The 15,159-nt window shown below is 57.5% G+C and carries 14 protein-coding genes and 1 pseudogene; 6 read left to right on the top strand and 9 right to left on the bottom strand.

Annotated features, from left to right (window positions below; all coding sequences use genetic code 11):
• Both R6T97_RS04140 and R6T97_RS04135 read right to left on the bottom strand, forming a co-directional pair.
• Positions 1–920 (bottom strand): thiamine pyrophosphate-binding protein (locus R6T97_RS04140; RefSeq protein ID WP_410348035.1); only part of this gene is annotated, 920 nt, incomplete at its 3' end.
• Positions 921–957: 37 nt separating this feature from the next.
• A complete protein-coding gene (locus tag R6T97_RS04135) occupies positions 958–2,406 on the bottom strand; it encodes a TrkH family potassium uptake protein (RefSeq protein ID WP_410348032.1) in 1,449 nt (482 codons plus the stop codon).
• Between the two features lie 105 nt (positions 2,407–2,511).
• Here R6T97_RS04135 and R6T97_RS04130 point away from each other — a divergent pair, with 105 nt between their 5' ends.
• Positions 2,512–3,672, top strand: a complete 1,161-nt coding sequence (locus tag R6T97_RS04130; protein WP_410348034.1) for an FAD-binding domain-containing protein — start codon at positions 2,512–2,514, stop codon at positions 3,670–3,672.
• A gap of 20 nt (positions 3,673–3,692) precedes the next feature.
• On the opposite strand, the gene R6T97_RS04125 is transcribed toward R6T97_RS04130, so the two are convergent.
• The 5 genes from R6T97_RS04125 to R6T97_RS04105 all read right to left on the bottom strand — a co-directional run bounded on the left by R6T97_RS04125 (position 3,693) and on the right by R6T97_RS04105 (position 8,071).
• Entirely contained in the window at positions 3,693–4,223 is a 531-nt protein-coding gene (locus tag R6T97_RS04125; RefSeq protein WP_410348031.1) for a flavodoxin domain-containing protein, read from the bottom strand.
• A 79-nt stretch (positions 4,224–4,302) separates the two neighbouring features.
• Positions 4,303–5,070 carry a gamma-glutamyl-gamma-aminobutyrate hydrolase family protein gene (locus R6T97_RS04120; protein ID WP_410348030.1) on the bottom strand — a complete coding sequence of 256 codons (768 nt, stop codon included), beginning with the start codon at positions 5,068–5,070 and terminating at the stop codon, positions 4,303–4,305.
• A gap of 129 nt (positions 5,071–5,199) precedes the next feature.
• Entirely contained in the window at positions 5,200–5,628 is a 429-nt protein-coding gene (locus R6T97_RS04115; protein ID WP_410348029.1) for a GlcG/HbpS family heme-binding protein, read from the bottom strand.
• A gap of 21 nt (positions 5,629–5,649) precedes the next feature.
• Positions 5,650–7,797, bottom strand: coding sequence for a malate synthase G (locus R6T97_RS04110; protein ID WP_410348028.1), 2,148 nt, complete (start codon positions 7,795–7,797; stop codon positions 5,650–5,652).
• A gap of 109 nt (positions 7,798–7,906) precedes the next feature.
• On the bottom strand, positions 7,907–8,071 hold the full coding sequence (locus tag R6T97_RS04105) for a DUF2256 domain-containing protein (protein ID WP_410348033.1): 165 nt from the start codon (positions 8,069–8,071) through the stop codon (positions 7,907–7,909).
• 118 nt (positions 8,072–8,189) lie between these two features.
• On the opposite strand from R6T97_RS04105, the gene pepN reads away from it, so the two are divergent.
• The 4 genes from pepN to R6T97_RS04085 all read left to right on the top strand — a co-directional run bounded on the left by pepN (position 8,190) and on the right by R6T97_RS04085 (position 13,759).
• Positions 8,190–10,742 (top strand): aminopeptidase N, encoded by a 2,553-nt coding sequence (pepN, locus tag R6T97_RS04100; RefSeq protein ID WP_410348027.1) that lies wholly within the window; start codon positions 8,190–8,192, stop codon positions 10,740–10,742.
• Between the two features lie 101 nt (positions 10,743–10,843).
• Positions 10,844–11,713, top strand: coding sequence for a 1-acyl-sn-glycerol-3-phosphate acyltransferase (locus tag R6T97_RS04095; RefSeq protein ID WP_410348026.1), 870 nt, complete (start codon positions 10,844–10,846; stop codon positions 11,711–11,713).
• A 74-nt stretch (positions 11,714–11,787) separates the two neighbouring features.
• Entirely contained in the window at positions 11,788–13,299 is a 1,512-nt protein-coding gene (gene gatB / locus R6T97_RS04090; RefSeq protein WP_410348025.1) for an Asp-tRNA(Asn)/Glu-tRNA(Gln) amidotransferase subunit GatB, read from the top strand.
• Positions 13,300–13,345: 46 nt separating this feature from the next.
• The gene (locus R6T97_RS04085) at positions 13,346–13,759 is read left to right on the top strand and encodes a DUF4177 domain-containing protein (protein WP_410348024.1); all 414 of its coding nucleotides are present in this window, start codon (positions 13,346–13,348) and stop codon (positions 13,757–13,759) included.
• On the opposite strand, the gene R6T97_RS04080 is transcribed toward R6T97_RS04085, so the two are convergent.
• Complete coding sequence (locus tag R6T97_RS04080) at positions 13,760–14,011, bottom strand: BolA family protein (RefSeq protein ID WP_410348023.1); 252 nt, start codon at positions 14,009–14,011, stop codon at positions 13,760–13,762. It lies immediately after the preceding gene.
• 78 nt (positions 14,012–14,089) lie between these two features.
• On the opposite strand from R6T97_RS04080, the gene R6T97_RS04075 reads away from it, so the two are divergent.
• Positions 14,090–14,725, top strand: coding sequence for a J domain-containing protein (locus R6T97_RS04075; protein ID WP_410348022.1), 636 nt, complete (start codon positions 14,090–14,092; stop codon positions 14,723–14,725).
• Between the two features lie 45 nt (positions 14,726–14,770).
• Here R6T97_RS04075 and R6T97_RS04070 read toward each other — a convergent pair.
• Positions 14,771–15,159 (bottom strand): annotated as a pseudogene (locus R6T97_RS04070) (hypothetical protein); the annotation flags it as partial.

Raw genomic sequence — 15,159 nt, 5'->3', positions numbered from 1 at the left:
GTCAGGTGCGCGCTGGCGTCTGCAAGAATACGCGTATCGGCGTTATGCCTGTCCGACAGGCTTTCGGGATCAAGGTCGATGCGCACCAGCGGCGCAGTATGCCCCAGATGATCGCGCCACAGATCAACCTCGCTCAGGCGCGTGCCGACAGCGACGACCAGATCAGCCGACGCTATGACGGCTTCGCTGCTGGCCCGCGCGAGTGTCGCGCCAAAGTGCAGCGGGCTGTTGTCAGGAATGATGCCGCGCCCTGCATAGGTGGTAAAGGATGCGGCATTCAGACGTTGGAAATGCGGCATCCAGCGCTCTACGCCATGCGTGGCACCCCCGCCAAAGATGAAAAGGGGGCGTTTGGAGGCGTTGAGCCGGTCAATCAAGGCAATCCGCTGCAACGGGGCAGCCTCGGGGCGATAGGGCCATTCATCGGCGCGCTCCGGTGCCGGTGGCGCGTTTGCCTCCAACTGTGCGATCGGCACCTGAATATGTTTGGGTGACGGCACGCCAGTAAAAAGCTCGGTCAGCGCGCGGTCGATCAACTGATAACTGGCCTCGGCTGTTCGCGCGGTAGCGGACCAGTCACAGACCGTTGCGGCGGCCCCTTCCTGATCTTTCATCTGGTGAAGCTGTCCCCTCTTGGCTGCGGTTTCATCCAGCACGGACGAGATGACCAGCATCGGCACGCTGTCGGAATAGGCCTGCCCCATCGGCGTCATGATGTTGCACAGACCCGGTCCGGAAATCACGTAGGCCACGCCAACCTTGCCCGTCGCGCGGGCGTATCCGTCGGCCATGAAACCGGCCCCCTGTTCGTGACGTGCCAAAACATGGGTGATCCCGGCCTCTTCGATCCCGCGATACATTTCCTGATTATGCACACCGGGAATGCCAAAGATCGTATCAACACCACGATCCTTGAGCATATGCGAGATTTGTGCGCCAAGCGGACGTGTCGTCATGTCAGTTTCTCCAGAATTTGATCGTCAGGACTGTCAGTACAACCATGACTTCCAAGCGACCTACAAACATGGCCATTGCCAAAATCCATTTTGCGGTATCGTTGATGTTAACAAAGTTTCCCGCAGGTCCGATTTCCTGCCCTAGTCCGGGGCCGATGTTGCCGATGGCTGAAGCCGCCCCCGACACCGAGGTGATAAAATCCAGCCCTGTCAGACCAAGCAGGACTGCCGTAATCCCGAGCGACACGATGAAAGCGACCAGAAACGCAATGACCGAATTAAAAACATCTTCGCCAATGGGGCGTCCTTCGAACCTTGGCGTGAACACGCCGTGCGGGCTGTGGATCTGCCGTATCTGGCTTTTGATCGCTGAAAACAGAATTTGATAGCGAAAGACTTTAACCGAACAACTAGTCGACCCCGCGCAACCGCCAATCAGACCCACGAAAAAGAACATCACGACCGGAAATGTGCCCCATGTCATGTAATCTGCGCTAGCATAGCCCGTGCCTGAAATAATCGAAACGATATTGAACAGGGAGTCGCGGAAGGCCCGTTCGGTCAACGCCCCTTCGCGGCCCCAGAGCCAAGACGTCATAAGCAGTGCCAAGACCGTCAGCAATCCGAAAAAAGTCCTGATCTGGCTGTCTCGCCATAAGGGTTGCGCTGTCCCCGCAAGCAACTGAACGTAACGCACAAAGGGGAGTGCAGCCAATATCATGAACACACAGGCCGCATAGTGAATGCCGCCACCAAATTCGCTGAACGATGCATCCGACGTGGCCATGCCGCCGGTCGAAACAGTGGTCAACGCATGCGCCATCGCATTGAACGGTGTCATGCCCAGCGCCAGATAGGTCATGGCACAGGCTGCGGTCAGCACCGCATAGATTACAGCGATCCGGCTTGCGATCTGGCCCGCGCGCGGCAGGATCTTTCCCATCGTCTCGAAGGCTTCAGAGCGGAAAATCTGCATGCCGCCGACCCGCAGTTCCGGCAGGAACACCATCGCCACGACAATAATCCCGATGCCGCCAAGCCATTGCAGGGTTCCCCGCCACAACAACAGACCCACAGGCAGGCTATCGAGCCCTGCAAAGGTCGTCGAACCTGTCGTCGTAAGGCCCGACATCGCCTCGAAGAAAGCATCGGTGAAGCTCGCCTCGGTCGCGCCCAGCATAAAGGGGATCGCCCCGAAGACCGGCAGGGTCAGCCAGACAAGCGAGGTCAGCAGGAATGTCTGCCGCAGCGAAAGCCCCGCTGACACGCCATTTGCGCAGGCCAGCGCGATCATCCCCCCCGTCATGATCGTGATCACGGCACTTTCGAAGAAAACAAACCAATGCCCGTTACCCGCAAGCAAATCAGCCGCCAGCGGGCCCAGCATGGTGATACCAAGCGACGCCACTAGCAGACCGATCACATATCCCACTGGGCGCAAATCTATCATGCCGGCAGCGTTGTCCCGAGCACTCGCCAGTGTCAAGAAGACCGCGTGCGCAACGGAACCGAACTGTCGCTTGAAAGCCCCAGCCAGCGGGTTACGTCACGGCGCATGTTTGAACCGAGTTATACCGCAGCCCTTGCACGGCTGAATGCCTTTGTCCCGCGTGCGGGCCGTGATTATGCGAGCCTGCGCAACTACGATGATCAGGCGCATGTTTCTACGCTGTCGCCCTATCTTCGCCATCGCATCGTCACCGAAGAAGACGTGCTGCAGGCCACGCTTGCCCGCCACAGTCCGCAAGCCGCGGAAAAATTCATTCAGGAAGTCTATTGGCGCACCTATTGGAAAGGCTGGCTGGAAATGCGTCCGGGCGTCTGGGCGATGTATCGCGCCGATCTGCAAGCAGCCCTCAACCGGGTGCAGACCGAGAGCGGTCTGCGGCAGGATTGGGAAGCCGCCTGCAAGGGCGAAACCGGGATCGCGTGCTTTGACCACTGGGCGCGGCAACTGGCAGAAACGGGCTATCTACACAACCATGCGCGGATGTGGTTCGCCTCGATCTGGATTTTCACACTGCGTTTGCCTTGGGTGCTGGGTGCCGATTTCTTCATGCGGCATCTGCTGGATGGCGATCCCGCCTCCAATACGCTGTCATGGCGCTGGGTCGGCGGATTGCAGACCACTGGAAAGACCTATCTGGCGCGGCCTGACAACATCGCCAAATATACCCAAGGCCGGTTTCACCCAACTGGACTGGCGACGGTCGCGGCACCGCCGGAGGGTATGCCACATCCTGCACGCGGGCCGGTGCCGGTATCAGGTAGAATCGACTCCAGCCTGCGCACCGGGTTGCTGATCACGGAAGAGGACCTGTCACCGGGATGGTTGCTGGACCAGGTGCAGCCGCTTGCAACGGCACGCTTGCAGGCAACACATCGTCGCAGCCCTTTGACGGTCAGTTTGCAGGTAACTGATTTTGTGCGCGCCGGGATGGCGGACTGTGCCAGCCGTTTCTCGGACCGGCTTGGTCCGGTGACGGAAGTGACACCGGAAAGCCTCGTGGATTGGGCACAGACGCATGGGTTGCAGCAGATTGTGACCTCGTATTTGCCCACAGGTCCAACACGGGACGCTTTGGACGGGGTCAACCTTGTCCAACGCATCCGCCCCTACGATAGCGCGGCTTGGCCTCATGCAACTCATGGCTTTTTCCGGTTCAAGGAAAAAATTCCGCACCTGCTGGCACAGATCGGAAACTGGCCGGCCTGAATCGGGTCAATAGCTCACCGTCATTTTCCCCCAAGCCACCCGTCGAGCGTCTTTTTCAACCCCGCCCAATCGGTGTATTCCTTATCCTTATGGGGATCGACGTCCTCGTCTTTCTGCGACGCGATCCAGCGCATTGCCCAAGATTTGAGGAAATCATATTCCGAGAACCGGAAGGCACCGGCCACATGCATCACCGTCGGAGGTGTCCAGCCTGTCTTTTCCGCAAAACGGTTCACGCACTCTGTCAATCCGGCCCAGTCATCTGGGTCCGTCCCAGCCGCCGCCAATGAAACCGACAGAAAAGCCGATTTCACCTGTGACAGCGCAGCGGCTTTGTTCTTGGCCAAGGTCACAAGCGGCTTTTGATATTTGCCACCATGCACAGAACCCGCCAACAATACCGCATTAAAGCGCGCCAATTCCGCATCCTGCGCGTCCTCTGCACCTGCAAGTTCGACTGAGTGTCCATGCTCGATCAGATAATCCGCAGCATAGCGCGCGATCTTGCGAGTCTGCCCTTCGGTCGAGGCGTAGGCGATCAGAATTTTCATCAAAACACTCCTTGCTGTACGCAAAAGTATAGCAAGAAAGACCCATCGCGGGTTTGATACAAATCAGTTTGCAGAAAACCTAGCCTGCTTTGCGCAGTGCCCCTGCAGACCAGATACGGCAGGCATCGCCGAAGGCTTCGAACAGCGGGCGCGACACAGGGTCCGCGTCGGCGTTCCATTCGGGATGCCATTGCACCGAAAGCGCAAAACCGGGCGCATCCTTGATATAAATCGCCTCGGGTGTGCCATCAGGGGCATAGCCGTCGATCACGATACGCCGCCCCGGTTCCTTGATCCCTTGCCCGTGCAAGGTGTTCGTCATGACCTTGCTGCGGCCGAAAATCTGATGGAAGGGCCCGCCTTCGGTCAGCGTGACCTCGTGGCGCAGTTCGAATTTCTCCTCCAGCGTGCCATCGGGTGGCATCCGATGGTTATGACGGCCCGGCAGATCGCGGATTTCAGGGTAAAGCGATCCGCCCATCGCAACGTTCATTTCCTGAAAGCCAAGACAAACACCCATCACAGGCTGGCCACGCGCGATACAGGCCCGCAGCAGGGGCAGGCTCAGGCGGTCACGGTTGCGCTCGAAAGTGCCATGCGCCTCTGTTTCTTCTTCACCGTATTCTTCGGGGTGAACGTTGGGCCGCCCGCCGGGAAAGAAGAAACCGTCGCAAGCCGACATAAGTTCTTCGATATGCACCAGATCAGGTTCGACAGGGATGATGACCGGCACAACGCCGGACACCTGCGAGAGCGCCTGCACGTTCATCGCGCCAGCGCCCTGCACAAGGTATTCATCATTGATCAGGTGAGAGTTTGAAATAATGCCAACAACAGGCCGAGACATAGGTGATCCTTTCGGGTTTCACCTTATGTAACGTTCATTGCACGGCATGAAAAGACGGCGTCATGCACAACCCTGCTGTCGAAAACGCACATGCTGCTTTCTTGGGTAAAATGTGCGCCAGAGTGCTTGCTAGGCTTCACCGATCAAACCGGCAGCCTCGATTCCGGCTAGTGCCGCGACAACGTCGTTATCCGAGGTATCGCCAGTGACCCCGACCGCGCCAATCACGCTGCCCCGTTTGTCACGCACCAGAACACCACCCGGGACCGGCACGACCTGCCCGCCGTAAACGCCATTCATCGCGGCCATGAAATAGGACTGCTGTTCGGCCCGCGCCATCTGCGCGGTCCCCGCTATGCCCAGCATCACAGAGCCATAAGCCTTGCCATGCGCAATCCCGAAACGTCCCGGCGCGGCACCATCAGATCGCTCGAACGCTTTCACATGTCCACCAGCATCAAGGATCACAACGGAAAGCGGCTTGAGCCCCATCTCGTCGCCTTTGGCGAGTGCTTTACGAATAATCGTACGGGCCTTGTTTGCTGAAATCTCAGCCATGCGTGTCTCTCCATTATAAGCTTAGTGGTTGCGCTGCGCTTTCAGCTCCAACCGGCGCTGGTGCAGGACGGGTTCGGTATAGCCAGACGGCAATTCACGGCCCTTGAAGACCAGATCGCAGGCCGCCTGAAAGGCGATCCCGTCGAATTCCGGCGCCATGGGTCGGTAGGCAGGGTCACCTGCGTTCTGGGCATCGACCACAGCGGCCATTTTGCGCATCGCCTCCATGACCTGCTCTTGGCTGACGACATCGTGGTGCAGCCAGTTTGCCAGCGCCTGACTGGAAATGCGGCAGGTCGCGCGGTCTTCCATCAGACCGACATTGTTGATGTCGGGCACCTTGGAGCAACCCACACCCTGATCAATCCAGCGCACAACATAGCCGAGGATGCCTTGGGCGTTGTTTTCGACCTCTTTGATTTTCTGCGCCTCTGTCCAGCGCTGATACTGGGCCAAGGGAATGTCCAGAATGGACGACACATAGGCCCGCCGCCCGCCTTTGAGCAGTCGGGCCTGCACGGCGATCACATCGACCTTGTGATAGTGAAGCGCGTGCAGCGTGGCCGCTGTAGGGCTGGGAACCCAAGCGCAGTTCGCACCGGCCTTGGGATGTTCGATCTTCTGTTCCAGCATCGCCGCCATCAGATCGGGCATGGCCCACATGCCTTTACCGATCTGCGCACGCCCAGAGAAGCCACATTCCAGGCCGATATCCACGTTCTGGTCCTCATACGCGCCAATCCATTGTTTGCGCTTGATAAAGTCCTTGCGGCTGAACGGCCCTGCTTCCATTGATGTGTGGATCTCATCGCCTGTCCGGTCAAGGAAACCCGTGTTGATAAAGGCCACCCGCGTCTTGGCCGCGCGGATACATTCCTTAAGGTTCACGGTCGTGCGGCGTTCTTCATCCATAATGCCGATCTTGACGGTATCGCGCGGCAGGCCCAGCGCATCCTCGACCATACTGAAAATATCGTTGGTCAGAGTAACTTCATCAGGGCCGTGCATCTTGGGCTTGACCACATAGACCGAACCAAGGTCCGAATTGCCGCCCTCGCGTTTTAGATCATGCATGGCAATCAGCACCGTGATCATCGCGTCCATCAACCCCTCAAAGACCTCGTCGCCATTGGCATCAAGGATCGCGGGGTTCGTCATCAGGTGGCCCACATTGCGAATCCACAACAGCGCACGCCCCTTCAGGGTCACCTCGCTGCCATCGGGCGCTGTATAAGTGATATCGTCGGCCAGACGGCGGGTCATGGTCTGACCACCCTTCTGGAATTCGGCGGACAGGTCGCCTTTCATCAGGCCAAGCCAGTTGCCGTAGGCTTCGACTTTGTCTTCGGCATCCACGCAAGCCACGCTATCTTCGCAATCCATGATCGCGGAAACCGCACTTTCCAGACGCACATCAGCCAAAAGCGCCTGATCACGGCTGCCAATGGGGTGGGCGCGGTCAAAGACCAGTTCAACATGCAGGCCGTTGTTGCACAGCACGATTGCGTCCGGTGCCTTGGGATTGCCGCGATAGCCGACAAATTTCTCGGGTTGCTTGAGCGGATTGTCATCCACCAGCAACGCACCGTCATGGACATAGTATCGCGATACGTCCGCATGACTTGTGCCTTCGATCGGGAATGCTTCGTCCAGAAAGACTCGGGACCGCGCAACAACACGGGCCCCATGACCACGGTCATAGGGGCCCTTGGGTGGCTGCACGCCCATGGCATCGGTGCCATAGAACGCATCATAAAGGCTGCCCCAGCGGGCATTCGCAGCATTTAACGCAAAGCGTGCATTGGTGATCGGCACCACAAGCTGCGGGCCGGGAACGGTTGCGATTTCAGGGTCGACATTGGTGGTTTCGATGGTGAAATCGTCACCTTCTTCCTGCAGATAACCGATTTCACGCAGGAATGCCTCGTAGGCACCGCGATCCAGCGGTTGTCCGCGTCGCTTGATGTGCCAAGTATCAATGGTTTCTTGCAGTTCATCGCGCGTGGCAAGTGCTGCGCGGTTGCGTGGCGTTATTTCTGCTACCAGCTTTGCAAAGCCTTTCCAGAATGTATCGCTGTCGATACCGATCCCATCCAGAGCCTGCGTGTCAATAAATTCTGCCAGCTCTGTTGCGACCTTCAGACCTTGTTTTTCAATGTGATCCGTCATGACAACGCCCCTTTTTGTATTATGCATACAGCGGCACACAAAGGCCGCGTCCGTACCTGAGGTAATGTGAAAGTTTCCTATAGGCAACTCGGGGTGTCTGCTTTTTTGCTTAATCGTCATCGGCCAAAGGAACTTTCCGCTGGGCTTTGCACCGATCCGAACAATAGCGGACCTCATCCCAGACCTTGGCCCATTTCTTGCGCCACGCGAACGGCCGGCCACAGGTGGCACAGTTCTTTTGGGGAAGATCGGCTTTGCGGCGCATCTTGGGCATGACAAGGCAAGATATGGCAAGGACGGAGTTTTGCAACGATTTTAACACCCCTTGGATTGGCAGTGGCACATCCCGAACCAGAGACCTAGGTTGACGGCAGCCAACCAAGGACCGCCCCATGAAAGATGCAGCCCCGCAGACGATCTACCTGTCCGAATACACACCGCCAGCCTATCTGGTCGATAACGTGCATCTGACGTTCAGGCTTGGAGCCTTGAAGACACGCGTCATCTCGCGCATTGCGTTTCGTCCAAACCCGAATGCGGCAACCAGCGATTTCTTTCTGCACGGCGATGATCTCAAATTGATCAGCGCCAAGATCGACGGACAGAGCATTCAACCGGCGCTAAGTGGTGAAGGACTGCGGTGTGCGGTACCCGACGCTCCTTTCGTCTTTGAGGCCGAGGTCGAGATCAGCCCGGCCGCCAACACGGCGCTTGAAGGGCTTTATATGTCGAATGACATGTATTGCACTCAATGCGAAGCCGAAGGGTTTCGCAAGATCACGTTCTATCCCGATCGTCCCGATGTCATGGCGGTTTTTACCGTACGAATCGAATCCGATCTGCCGGTGCTGCTGTCAAACGGCAATCCGGCACAGGCAGGTGAAGCCTGGGCGGAATGGCATGATCCGTGGCCCAAGCCTGCCTACCTCTTTGCGCTTGTTGCAGGCGATCTTGTCGCGCATTCCGATACGTTCACAACCCGGACAGGACGCCACGTCGACCTGAACATCTGGGTCCGCCCGGGCGGGGACGAAGCGAAATGCGCGTTCGGGATGGCCGCGCTCAAGAAATCCATGAAATGGGATGAAGAGGTCTACGGTCGTGAATACGACCTTGATCTGTTCAACATCGTCGCGGTGGATGACTTCAACGCGGGCGCGATGGAAAACAAGGGGCTGAACATCTTCAATGCCTCCGCTGTCCTCGCCTCGCCCGAGACGGCCACCGACGCCGATTTCGAACGGATCGAAGCGATCATCGCCCATGAGTATTTTCACAACTGGACAGGCAACCGGGTCACATGCCGCGACTGGTTCCAGCTTTGCCTCAAAGAGGGGTTGACGGTTTACCGCGACCAGCAATTTACCGGTGATATGCGCAGTCCTGCGGTCAAACGTATTGACGATGCAATGGTGTTGCGCGCCCATCAGTTCCGCGAAGACAACGGCCCGCTGGCACATCCGGTGCGTCCCGAAAGCTTTGTCGAGATCAACAACTTCTACACGGCGACCGTTTATGAAAAAGGCGCCGAAGTTATCGGGATGCTGAAGCTTGTCGTCGGGGATGAGGCCTATGCCAAAGCTCTCGATCTTTATTTTGAACGACATGACGGTGATGCGGCCACGATAGAAGACTGGCTGCAGGTCTTTGAGGATACGACCGGACGCGATCTGTCACAGTTCAAGAAATGGTATTCACAGGCAGGTACACCACGTCTGACTGTGCGGGATGAATATAAGGACGACACCTACCGCCTGCATTTGCGGCAGGAGACACCCGCGACGCCCGGCCAAAACACCAAAGACCCGCTTTTGATCCCTGTCGCGGTCGGCCTGCTGAACGACAACGGCGCAGAGGTATTGCCGACCACCGTGCTGGAAATGACAAAGGCAGAACAGACATTCACCTTCGATGGCCTTGCAAGCAAACCCGTTCCTTCGATCCTGCGCAATTTCTCGGCCCCGGTGATCGTGACCCATGACAAGTCGAATGCGGAACGCGCCTTTCTGATGGCCCATGACACGGACCCGTTCAACCGTTGGGATGCAGGGCGGACACTTGCCCAAGACCTGCTGGTGCGCATGGTGCGGGATGATCTGGCACCTGATGCAGCCTTCCTTGACGGGCTGGCCAGCTTGCTGCGTGACGATACGCTTGATCCGGCGTTCCGCGCTTTGGCGCTGCGTCTGCCAAGCGAAGGCGACACGGCCCAAGCGCTGTTTGATGCGGGCCACACGCCTGATCCGATTGTCGTCAATCAGGTGCAAGAGGCGCTGACACTGCAAATTGCCCAGCACCTGCAGGACACGCTGCCCCGCATTTACGCCGACATGACCGTGACCGGCCCTTATGCACCTGATGCCGGGCCTGCCGGACAACGTGCGCTTGGCAATGCGGTGCTGGCCCTGATGAGCAGGTTGGACGGCGGCAAACAGGCGTCACGACAGTTTGCCACAGCAGATAACATGACACAGCAACTTGGTGCTTTGCGCGCCCTGCTGCAGACGTCCAAAGGGACGGCGGAACTGGCCGCCTTTGAAAAGCAATGGCAGCATGACCGGTTGGTGATGGACAAGTGGTTCGGCCTGCAGGCCAGCCTTGCATCACCCGAGAACGCAGCACTGACAGCCGAAAATCTGACAAAACACCCTGCTTTCGACATCAAGAACCCGAACCGCTTTCGGTCGGTCTTTGGCGGCTTGAAGGCGAACACCGCGGGGTTTCATCACCCTTCGGGGGCCGCTTATGCGCTATTGGCCGATTGGCTGATCAAACTTGACCCGCTCAATCCGCAGACAGCGGCGCGCATGACGATGTCGTATGACACATGGAAACGGTATGATGCCGATCGCCAAGCCAAGATGCGTTTAGCACTCACACGGATCGCGCAAACGCCCGAGCTGTCACGCGATACCGAAGAAATAGTGACACGTATTCTAGGCTAAACTCTGCCCAACACTTACGCATGTCCAGTAAGCTCTTGCTGTAATTAACCTTTCACGCGAGTGTCGTATCATCGTTACACTAGGCTGCACATTGATATATCATGGAACATCGCATTGACCCGCTGATCGCCGAACGTGCCCCGTGGCTTTACAGTGATCGGCCGGGCACCCGTATAGCCAAAAGGTGTCTGCACCGCCTGCTGGGGTATGAACCGACTGTTTCTCTTGCCAAGACTTTGCAAGATTCATCATCAGAACACATCATGGATACGATGGCTGCGCGGCTGTCAAAGATGGTGACTGCAAGCGGGTTGAGCCATATCCCTGCGCATGGCCCTGCTTTGATCGTCGCCAATCATCCAACCGGAATTGCTGACGGGATCATCCTCAACGGGTTGATCAGCGCGGCACGCCCAGACGCCTATTTCTTTGCCAACCGCGATATTTTGCGGGTTTTTCCGCAAATGGAAACGATGATCGCGCCGGTGGAATGGCGCCAGGAACTGCGCAGCCACGCCAAGACCCGCGAGACGATGGGCTATGTGCGCAAAGCCACCGATGAAGGGCGCCTTGGTGTCATCTTTCCCTCGGGGCGTCTGGCCAAGCGGCGCGGTTTGCGCCTTTATGAGCGGCCATGGATGGCCTCGGCAGCGATGCTGGCGCGCAAATTCGATCTGCCTGTGATTCCGGTCAACATCCAAGCGCGCAATTCCGCACTGTTCTATCTTTTTGATCTGATCCACCCCACGCTGCGGGATATCACGTTGTTCCATGAGACGCTGAACAAAGCCCGACAACCCTTTCGCGTCACGATAGGCGAGCCGATTTCAGCCGCCTCCATCCCGCGCAATTCGGAAGACGGCATCGCGATGTTGCGCAAGGCAGCGCTGGCTTTGGGCGGCAAAGACGCTCCGACGGTGAACCTTGTGTCCACATCCCGCGCGTTGGCCCGTTCCGTCCAGTCGGATTAGGAACTGTGATGCTCTCTTGAAGCTGCCAGCGCCTTCTTTTAAACGAAGGCGACGCCAGACAAAGGAAGCGCCCCATGCTCGACCTCAGCTACACTGCCCCAACCCCCAAAGTGATTGCCGGCGCGACCAGCGATTGGGAACTGGTGATCGGCCTTGAGGTCCACGCGCAGGTTGCGACCAAAGCCAAACTGTTCTCGGGGGCATCGACGCAATTCGGCGCGGAACCCAATAGCAATGTGGCCTTCGTGGATGCGGGCATGCCGGGGATGCTGCCTGTGATCAATGAAGGCTGCGTGGCGCAGGCGGTGAAAACAGGGCTGGGCCTGAATGCACAGATCAATCTTGTGTCGGCCTTTGACCGCAAGAACTATTTCTATCCCGACCTGCCGCAGGGCTATCAGATTTCGCAGCTTTATCACCCCATCGTGGGCGAAGGCGAAGTGCTGGTGGAAATGGGCAATGGCGAGGCGCGCCGCGTGCGTATCGAACGTATTCACCTTGAACAGGATGCGGGTAAATCCATTCACGACATGGACCCGCATATGTCTTTCGTGGACCTCAACCGGACTGGTGTGGCCCTGATGGAGATCGTCAGCCGCCCCGACATTCGCGGCCCCGAAGAAGCGGCAGCCTATGTGCTGAAACTGCGTCAGATCCTGCGCTATCTAGGGACCTGCGACGGCAACATGCAGAACGGCAACCTGCGCGCCGATGTCAACGTGTCGGTCTGCAAACCGGGCGATTATGAACGCTATCAGGAAACGCAGGATTTCAGCCATCTTGGTACCCGTTGCGAAATCAAGAACATGAACTCGATGCGGTTCATCCAGATGGCGATCGACTTTGAGGCGCGCCGCCAGATTGCCTTGATCGAAGACGGGCAAGCTGTTGTGCAGGAAACCCGTCTCTACGATCCCGACAAGAACGAAACCCGTTCGATGCGGTCCAAGGAAGAAGCGCACGACTACCGTTATTTCCCCGATCCCGATCTGTTGCCGTTGGAGATCGAGCAGACTTGGGTGGATGAGATCAAAGCCGCGCTTCCTGAACTGCCGGATCAGAAAAAAGCACGCTTTATCAGTAACTTTGGCCTGTCGGATTACGACGCCTCGGTGCTGACCGCCGAAGTCGTGAATGCTGCGTATTTTGAAAAAGTGGCCGAAGGACGTGACGGCAAGCTGGCCGCCAATTGGGTGATCAACGAACTGTTCGGACGGTTGAAGAAAGAAGACCACGGCATCGAAGACAGCCCCGTGTCGGCAAGCCAGTTGGGAGAGTTGATCGGCCTGATCAAGGCGGGCGACATCAGCGGCAAGATCGCCAAGGAAGTCTTTGACATCTGCTACACAACGGGCCGTGACCCAGCCGAGATCGTCGAGACCGAAGGTATGAAGCAGGTCACTGACACAACCGCGATTGAAGCCGCAGTGGATGAAATCATCGCAGCGAACCCCGCTCAGGTTGAAAAAGCACAGGCCAACCCCAAATTGGTAGGGTGGTTTGTGGGCCAAGTCATGAAATCCACAGGCGGAAAGGCGAATCCAGCCGCAGTGAACCAGATTGTTTCGGCGAAACTGGGGCTATAAGGCCGCAGTTTGATAAACAGTCGCTGCTGGAATGATAGGTGAAGTGATGAGCTACGAATACAAGGTCGTGCCTGCGCCAGTGCGTGGATTGAAGGCAAAGGGTGTGAAGACCGCCGAAGATCGCTTTGCCAACGCCCTTGAAACGGCGATCAATGAACTTGCCTCGGATGGCTGGGACTATATTCGCGCTGATACCTTGCCCTGCGAACAGCGCGAAGGCTTGATGAGCAAGACGACCGTCTACCAAAACATGCTGGTCTTTCGCCGCAAGAAAGCCGCTGCCAAACCGGCGCAAACACTATCGCAACCGCCTTTAGCCGCACCGATGCCAAAGCCCGGCGAGACTGAGATGGTCGAAAAGAAAGCAGTCGCGGCACCAAAATCACCTGCCCCGGCAAGCGACGCTGAGGAAGCACCAGACAAAAGGCCCGGCTCTTCGCCTGACGTCGCTGCCGAATAACTACTGGATATCGATCGCAAGGGCGTGGATGCGCCCGATAATATCTGGTCCCAATGCCGCATGAATGGCGCGGTGCCGCGCAATGCGCGACATATCGTCCAACCCGGGCGCTTTGATCACGATCCGCCAGTGGCTTTCGCCCGAACCATCATCGCCCGCATGGCCTGCATGCAAGGCGCTTTCGTTCTTCACCTCAAGGTGTTGTGGTGCAAGGCTGCCCAATGCATCACGAATTTCTGTTTCAAGTGCCATTATTTTTCGCCTGCCCTCTTCAATCTTTAGCCGCAGAGTTTAATGTATGTCGTCCGAGTCGAAAAGGTAACGCGCCCCATGAAGAAAAATGATCCTTTTGGTTTCGACATGTCCGTGTCGAGTTCGAAGAAAAGAAACCCGCGCGGTCGGCGTGGCATGTCAGGCGCGTCCGAAACATCGACGCGGGTTTGTGACCATGAAGGCTGCCAAGAGGCGGGCAAGTACCGCGCGCCAAAATCTCCGGATGTTTTGGACGACTATTTTTGGTTCTGCCAGCAGCACGTGCGCGAGTACAATTTGAAATGGAACTTCTTTGACAGCACGTCCGAAGCTGAAATGGCTGCACAGATGGACAGTGATCGTGTCTGGGAACGTCCAACCAAACCCTTCAAGCGCACGGTCGAAGAAGCGGCGTGGGCGCGACTTGGCGTTGATGATCCGCATCAGGTACTGGGTGAAAATGCAACCCGCAATCCCGGCCGCGGCGCTGCGGCTGGACGCAAATTACCCCCGACAGAGCGTCGCGCCGTCGAGATACTGGAAGCCAAGGACAACATGTCCAAGCAAGAGATCCGCAAGGCTTACAAGGCTTTGATCAAGGTCCTGCACCCTGACATGAGCGGTGGCGACCGCAGTCAGGAAGAACAACTGGCAGAAGTTGTCTGGGCATGGGACCAGATCAAGGTCAGCCGCAATTTTCGCGAGAAGGATTAAAGGCGCCCTCAGGCACCTTTAATGTCGCGTGTCTTGGACGGCTGCTCAGTTGCGTCCATAAAGCTGCGCGCGAGACAGGCTGCTCAGCTGGGATGCGACACTGCGGTCCACCTCCCGATCAAGCGCATAAGCGCGCTCTTCGGCCAGAATGGACATAAGGTAATGCGCGCCCAACATGCCAGCGAACCAGATCGCCGCCAACCAAGGTTTAGCGATGAACGCGGACAGAAGCATTATCGCACCATACATTGTTCCTTCGAACGGCACTGTCAGAGTTCCGGCGATCACAGCACCGATAGCCGCAATGGCCACGCTGCCGACGATGGCGCGCGCGAAGCCCAACATTGCTGCACCACCCATCCATCCACGCGCAAGGTAAAGCGCCACGCCACCGCTCATCGCGCCGGAAATCGCCACCCAGTACACGAAATTGG

Origin of the sequence: Yoonia sp., from assembly GCF_046498525.1 — a bacterium.
In the GTDB taxonomy this organism is placed as follows: Bacteria; Pseudomonadota; Alphaproteobacteria; order Rhodobacterales; family Rhodobacteraceae; genus Yoonia.
This window is presented reverse-complemented; position numbering and strand designations above follow the sequence as displayed.

Excerpts from the sequence above, each read along its gene's own strand:
- R6T97_RS04135 (WP_410348032.1), bottom strand. The coding sequence starts at position 2,406 with ATGATAGATTTGCGCCCAGTGGGATATGTGATCGGTCTGCTAGTGGCG.
- R6T97_RS04130 (WP_410348034.1), top strand. The coding sequence starts at position 2,512 with ATGTTTGAACCGAGTTATACCGCAGCCCTTGCACGGCTGAATGCCTTT.
- R6T97_RS04125 (WP_410348031.1), bottom strand. The coding sequence starts at position 4,223 with ATGAAAATTCTGATCGCCTACGCCTCGACCGAAGGGCAGACTCGCAAG.
- R6T97_RS04120 (WP_410348030.1), bottom strand. The coding sequence starts at position 5,070 with ATGTCTCGGCCTGTTGTTGGCATTATTTCAAACTCTCACCTGATCAAT.
- R6T97_RS04115 (WP_410348029.1), bottom strand. The coding sequence starts at position 5,628 with ATGGCTGAGATTTCAGCAAACAAGGCCCGTACGATTATTCGTAAAGCA.
- R6T97_RS04110 (WP_410348028.1), bottom strand. The coding sequence starts at position 7,797 with ATGACGGATCACATTGAAAAACAAGGTCTGAAGGTCGCAACAGAGCTG.
- R6T97_RS04105 (WP_410348033.1), bottom strand. The coding sequence starts at position 8,071 with ATGCCCAAGATGCGCCGCAAAGCCGATCTTCCCCAAAAGAACTGTGCC.
- pepN (WP_410348027.1), top strand. The coding sequence starts at position 8,190 with ATGAAAGATGCAGCCCCGCAGACGATCTACCTGTCCGAATACACACCG.
- R6T97_RS04095 (WP_410348026.1), top strand. The coding sequence starts at position 10,844 with ATGGAACATCGCATTGACCCGCTGATCGCCGAACGTGCCCCGTGGCTT.
- gatB (WP_410348025.1), top strand. The coding sequence starts at position 11,788 with ATGCTCGACCTCAGCTACACTGCCCCAACCCCCAAAGTGATTGCCGGC.
- R6T97_RS04085 (WP_410348024.1), top strand. The coding sequence starts at position 13,346 with ATGAGCTACGAATACAAGGTCGTGCCTGCGCCAGTGCGTGGATTGAAG.
- R6T97_RS04080 (WP_410348023.1), bottom strand. The coding sequence starts at position 14,011 with ATGGCACTTGAAACAGAAATTCGTGATGCATTGGGCAGCCTTGCACCA.
- R6T97_RS04075 (WP_410348022.1), top strand. The coding sequence starts at position 14,090 with ATGAAGAAAAATGATCCTTTTGGTTTCGACATGTCCGTGTCGAGTTCG.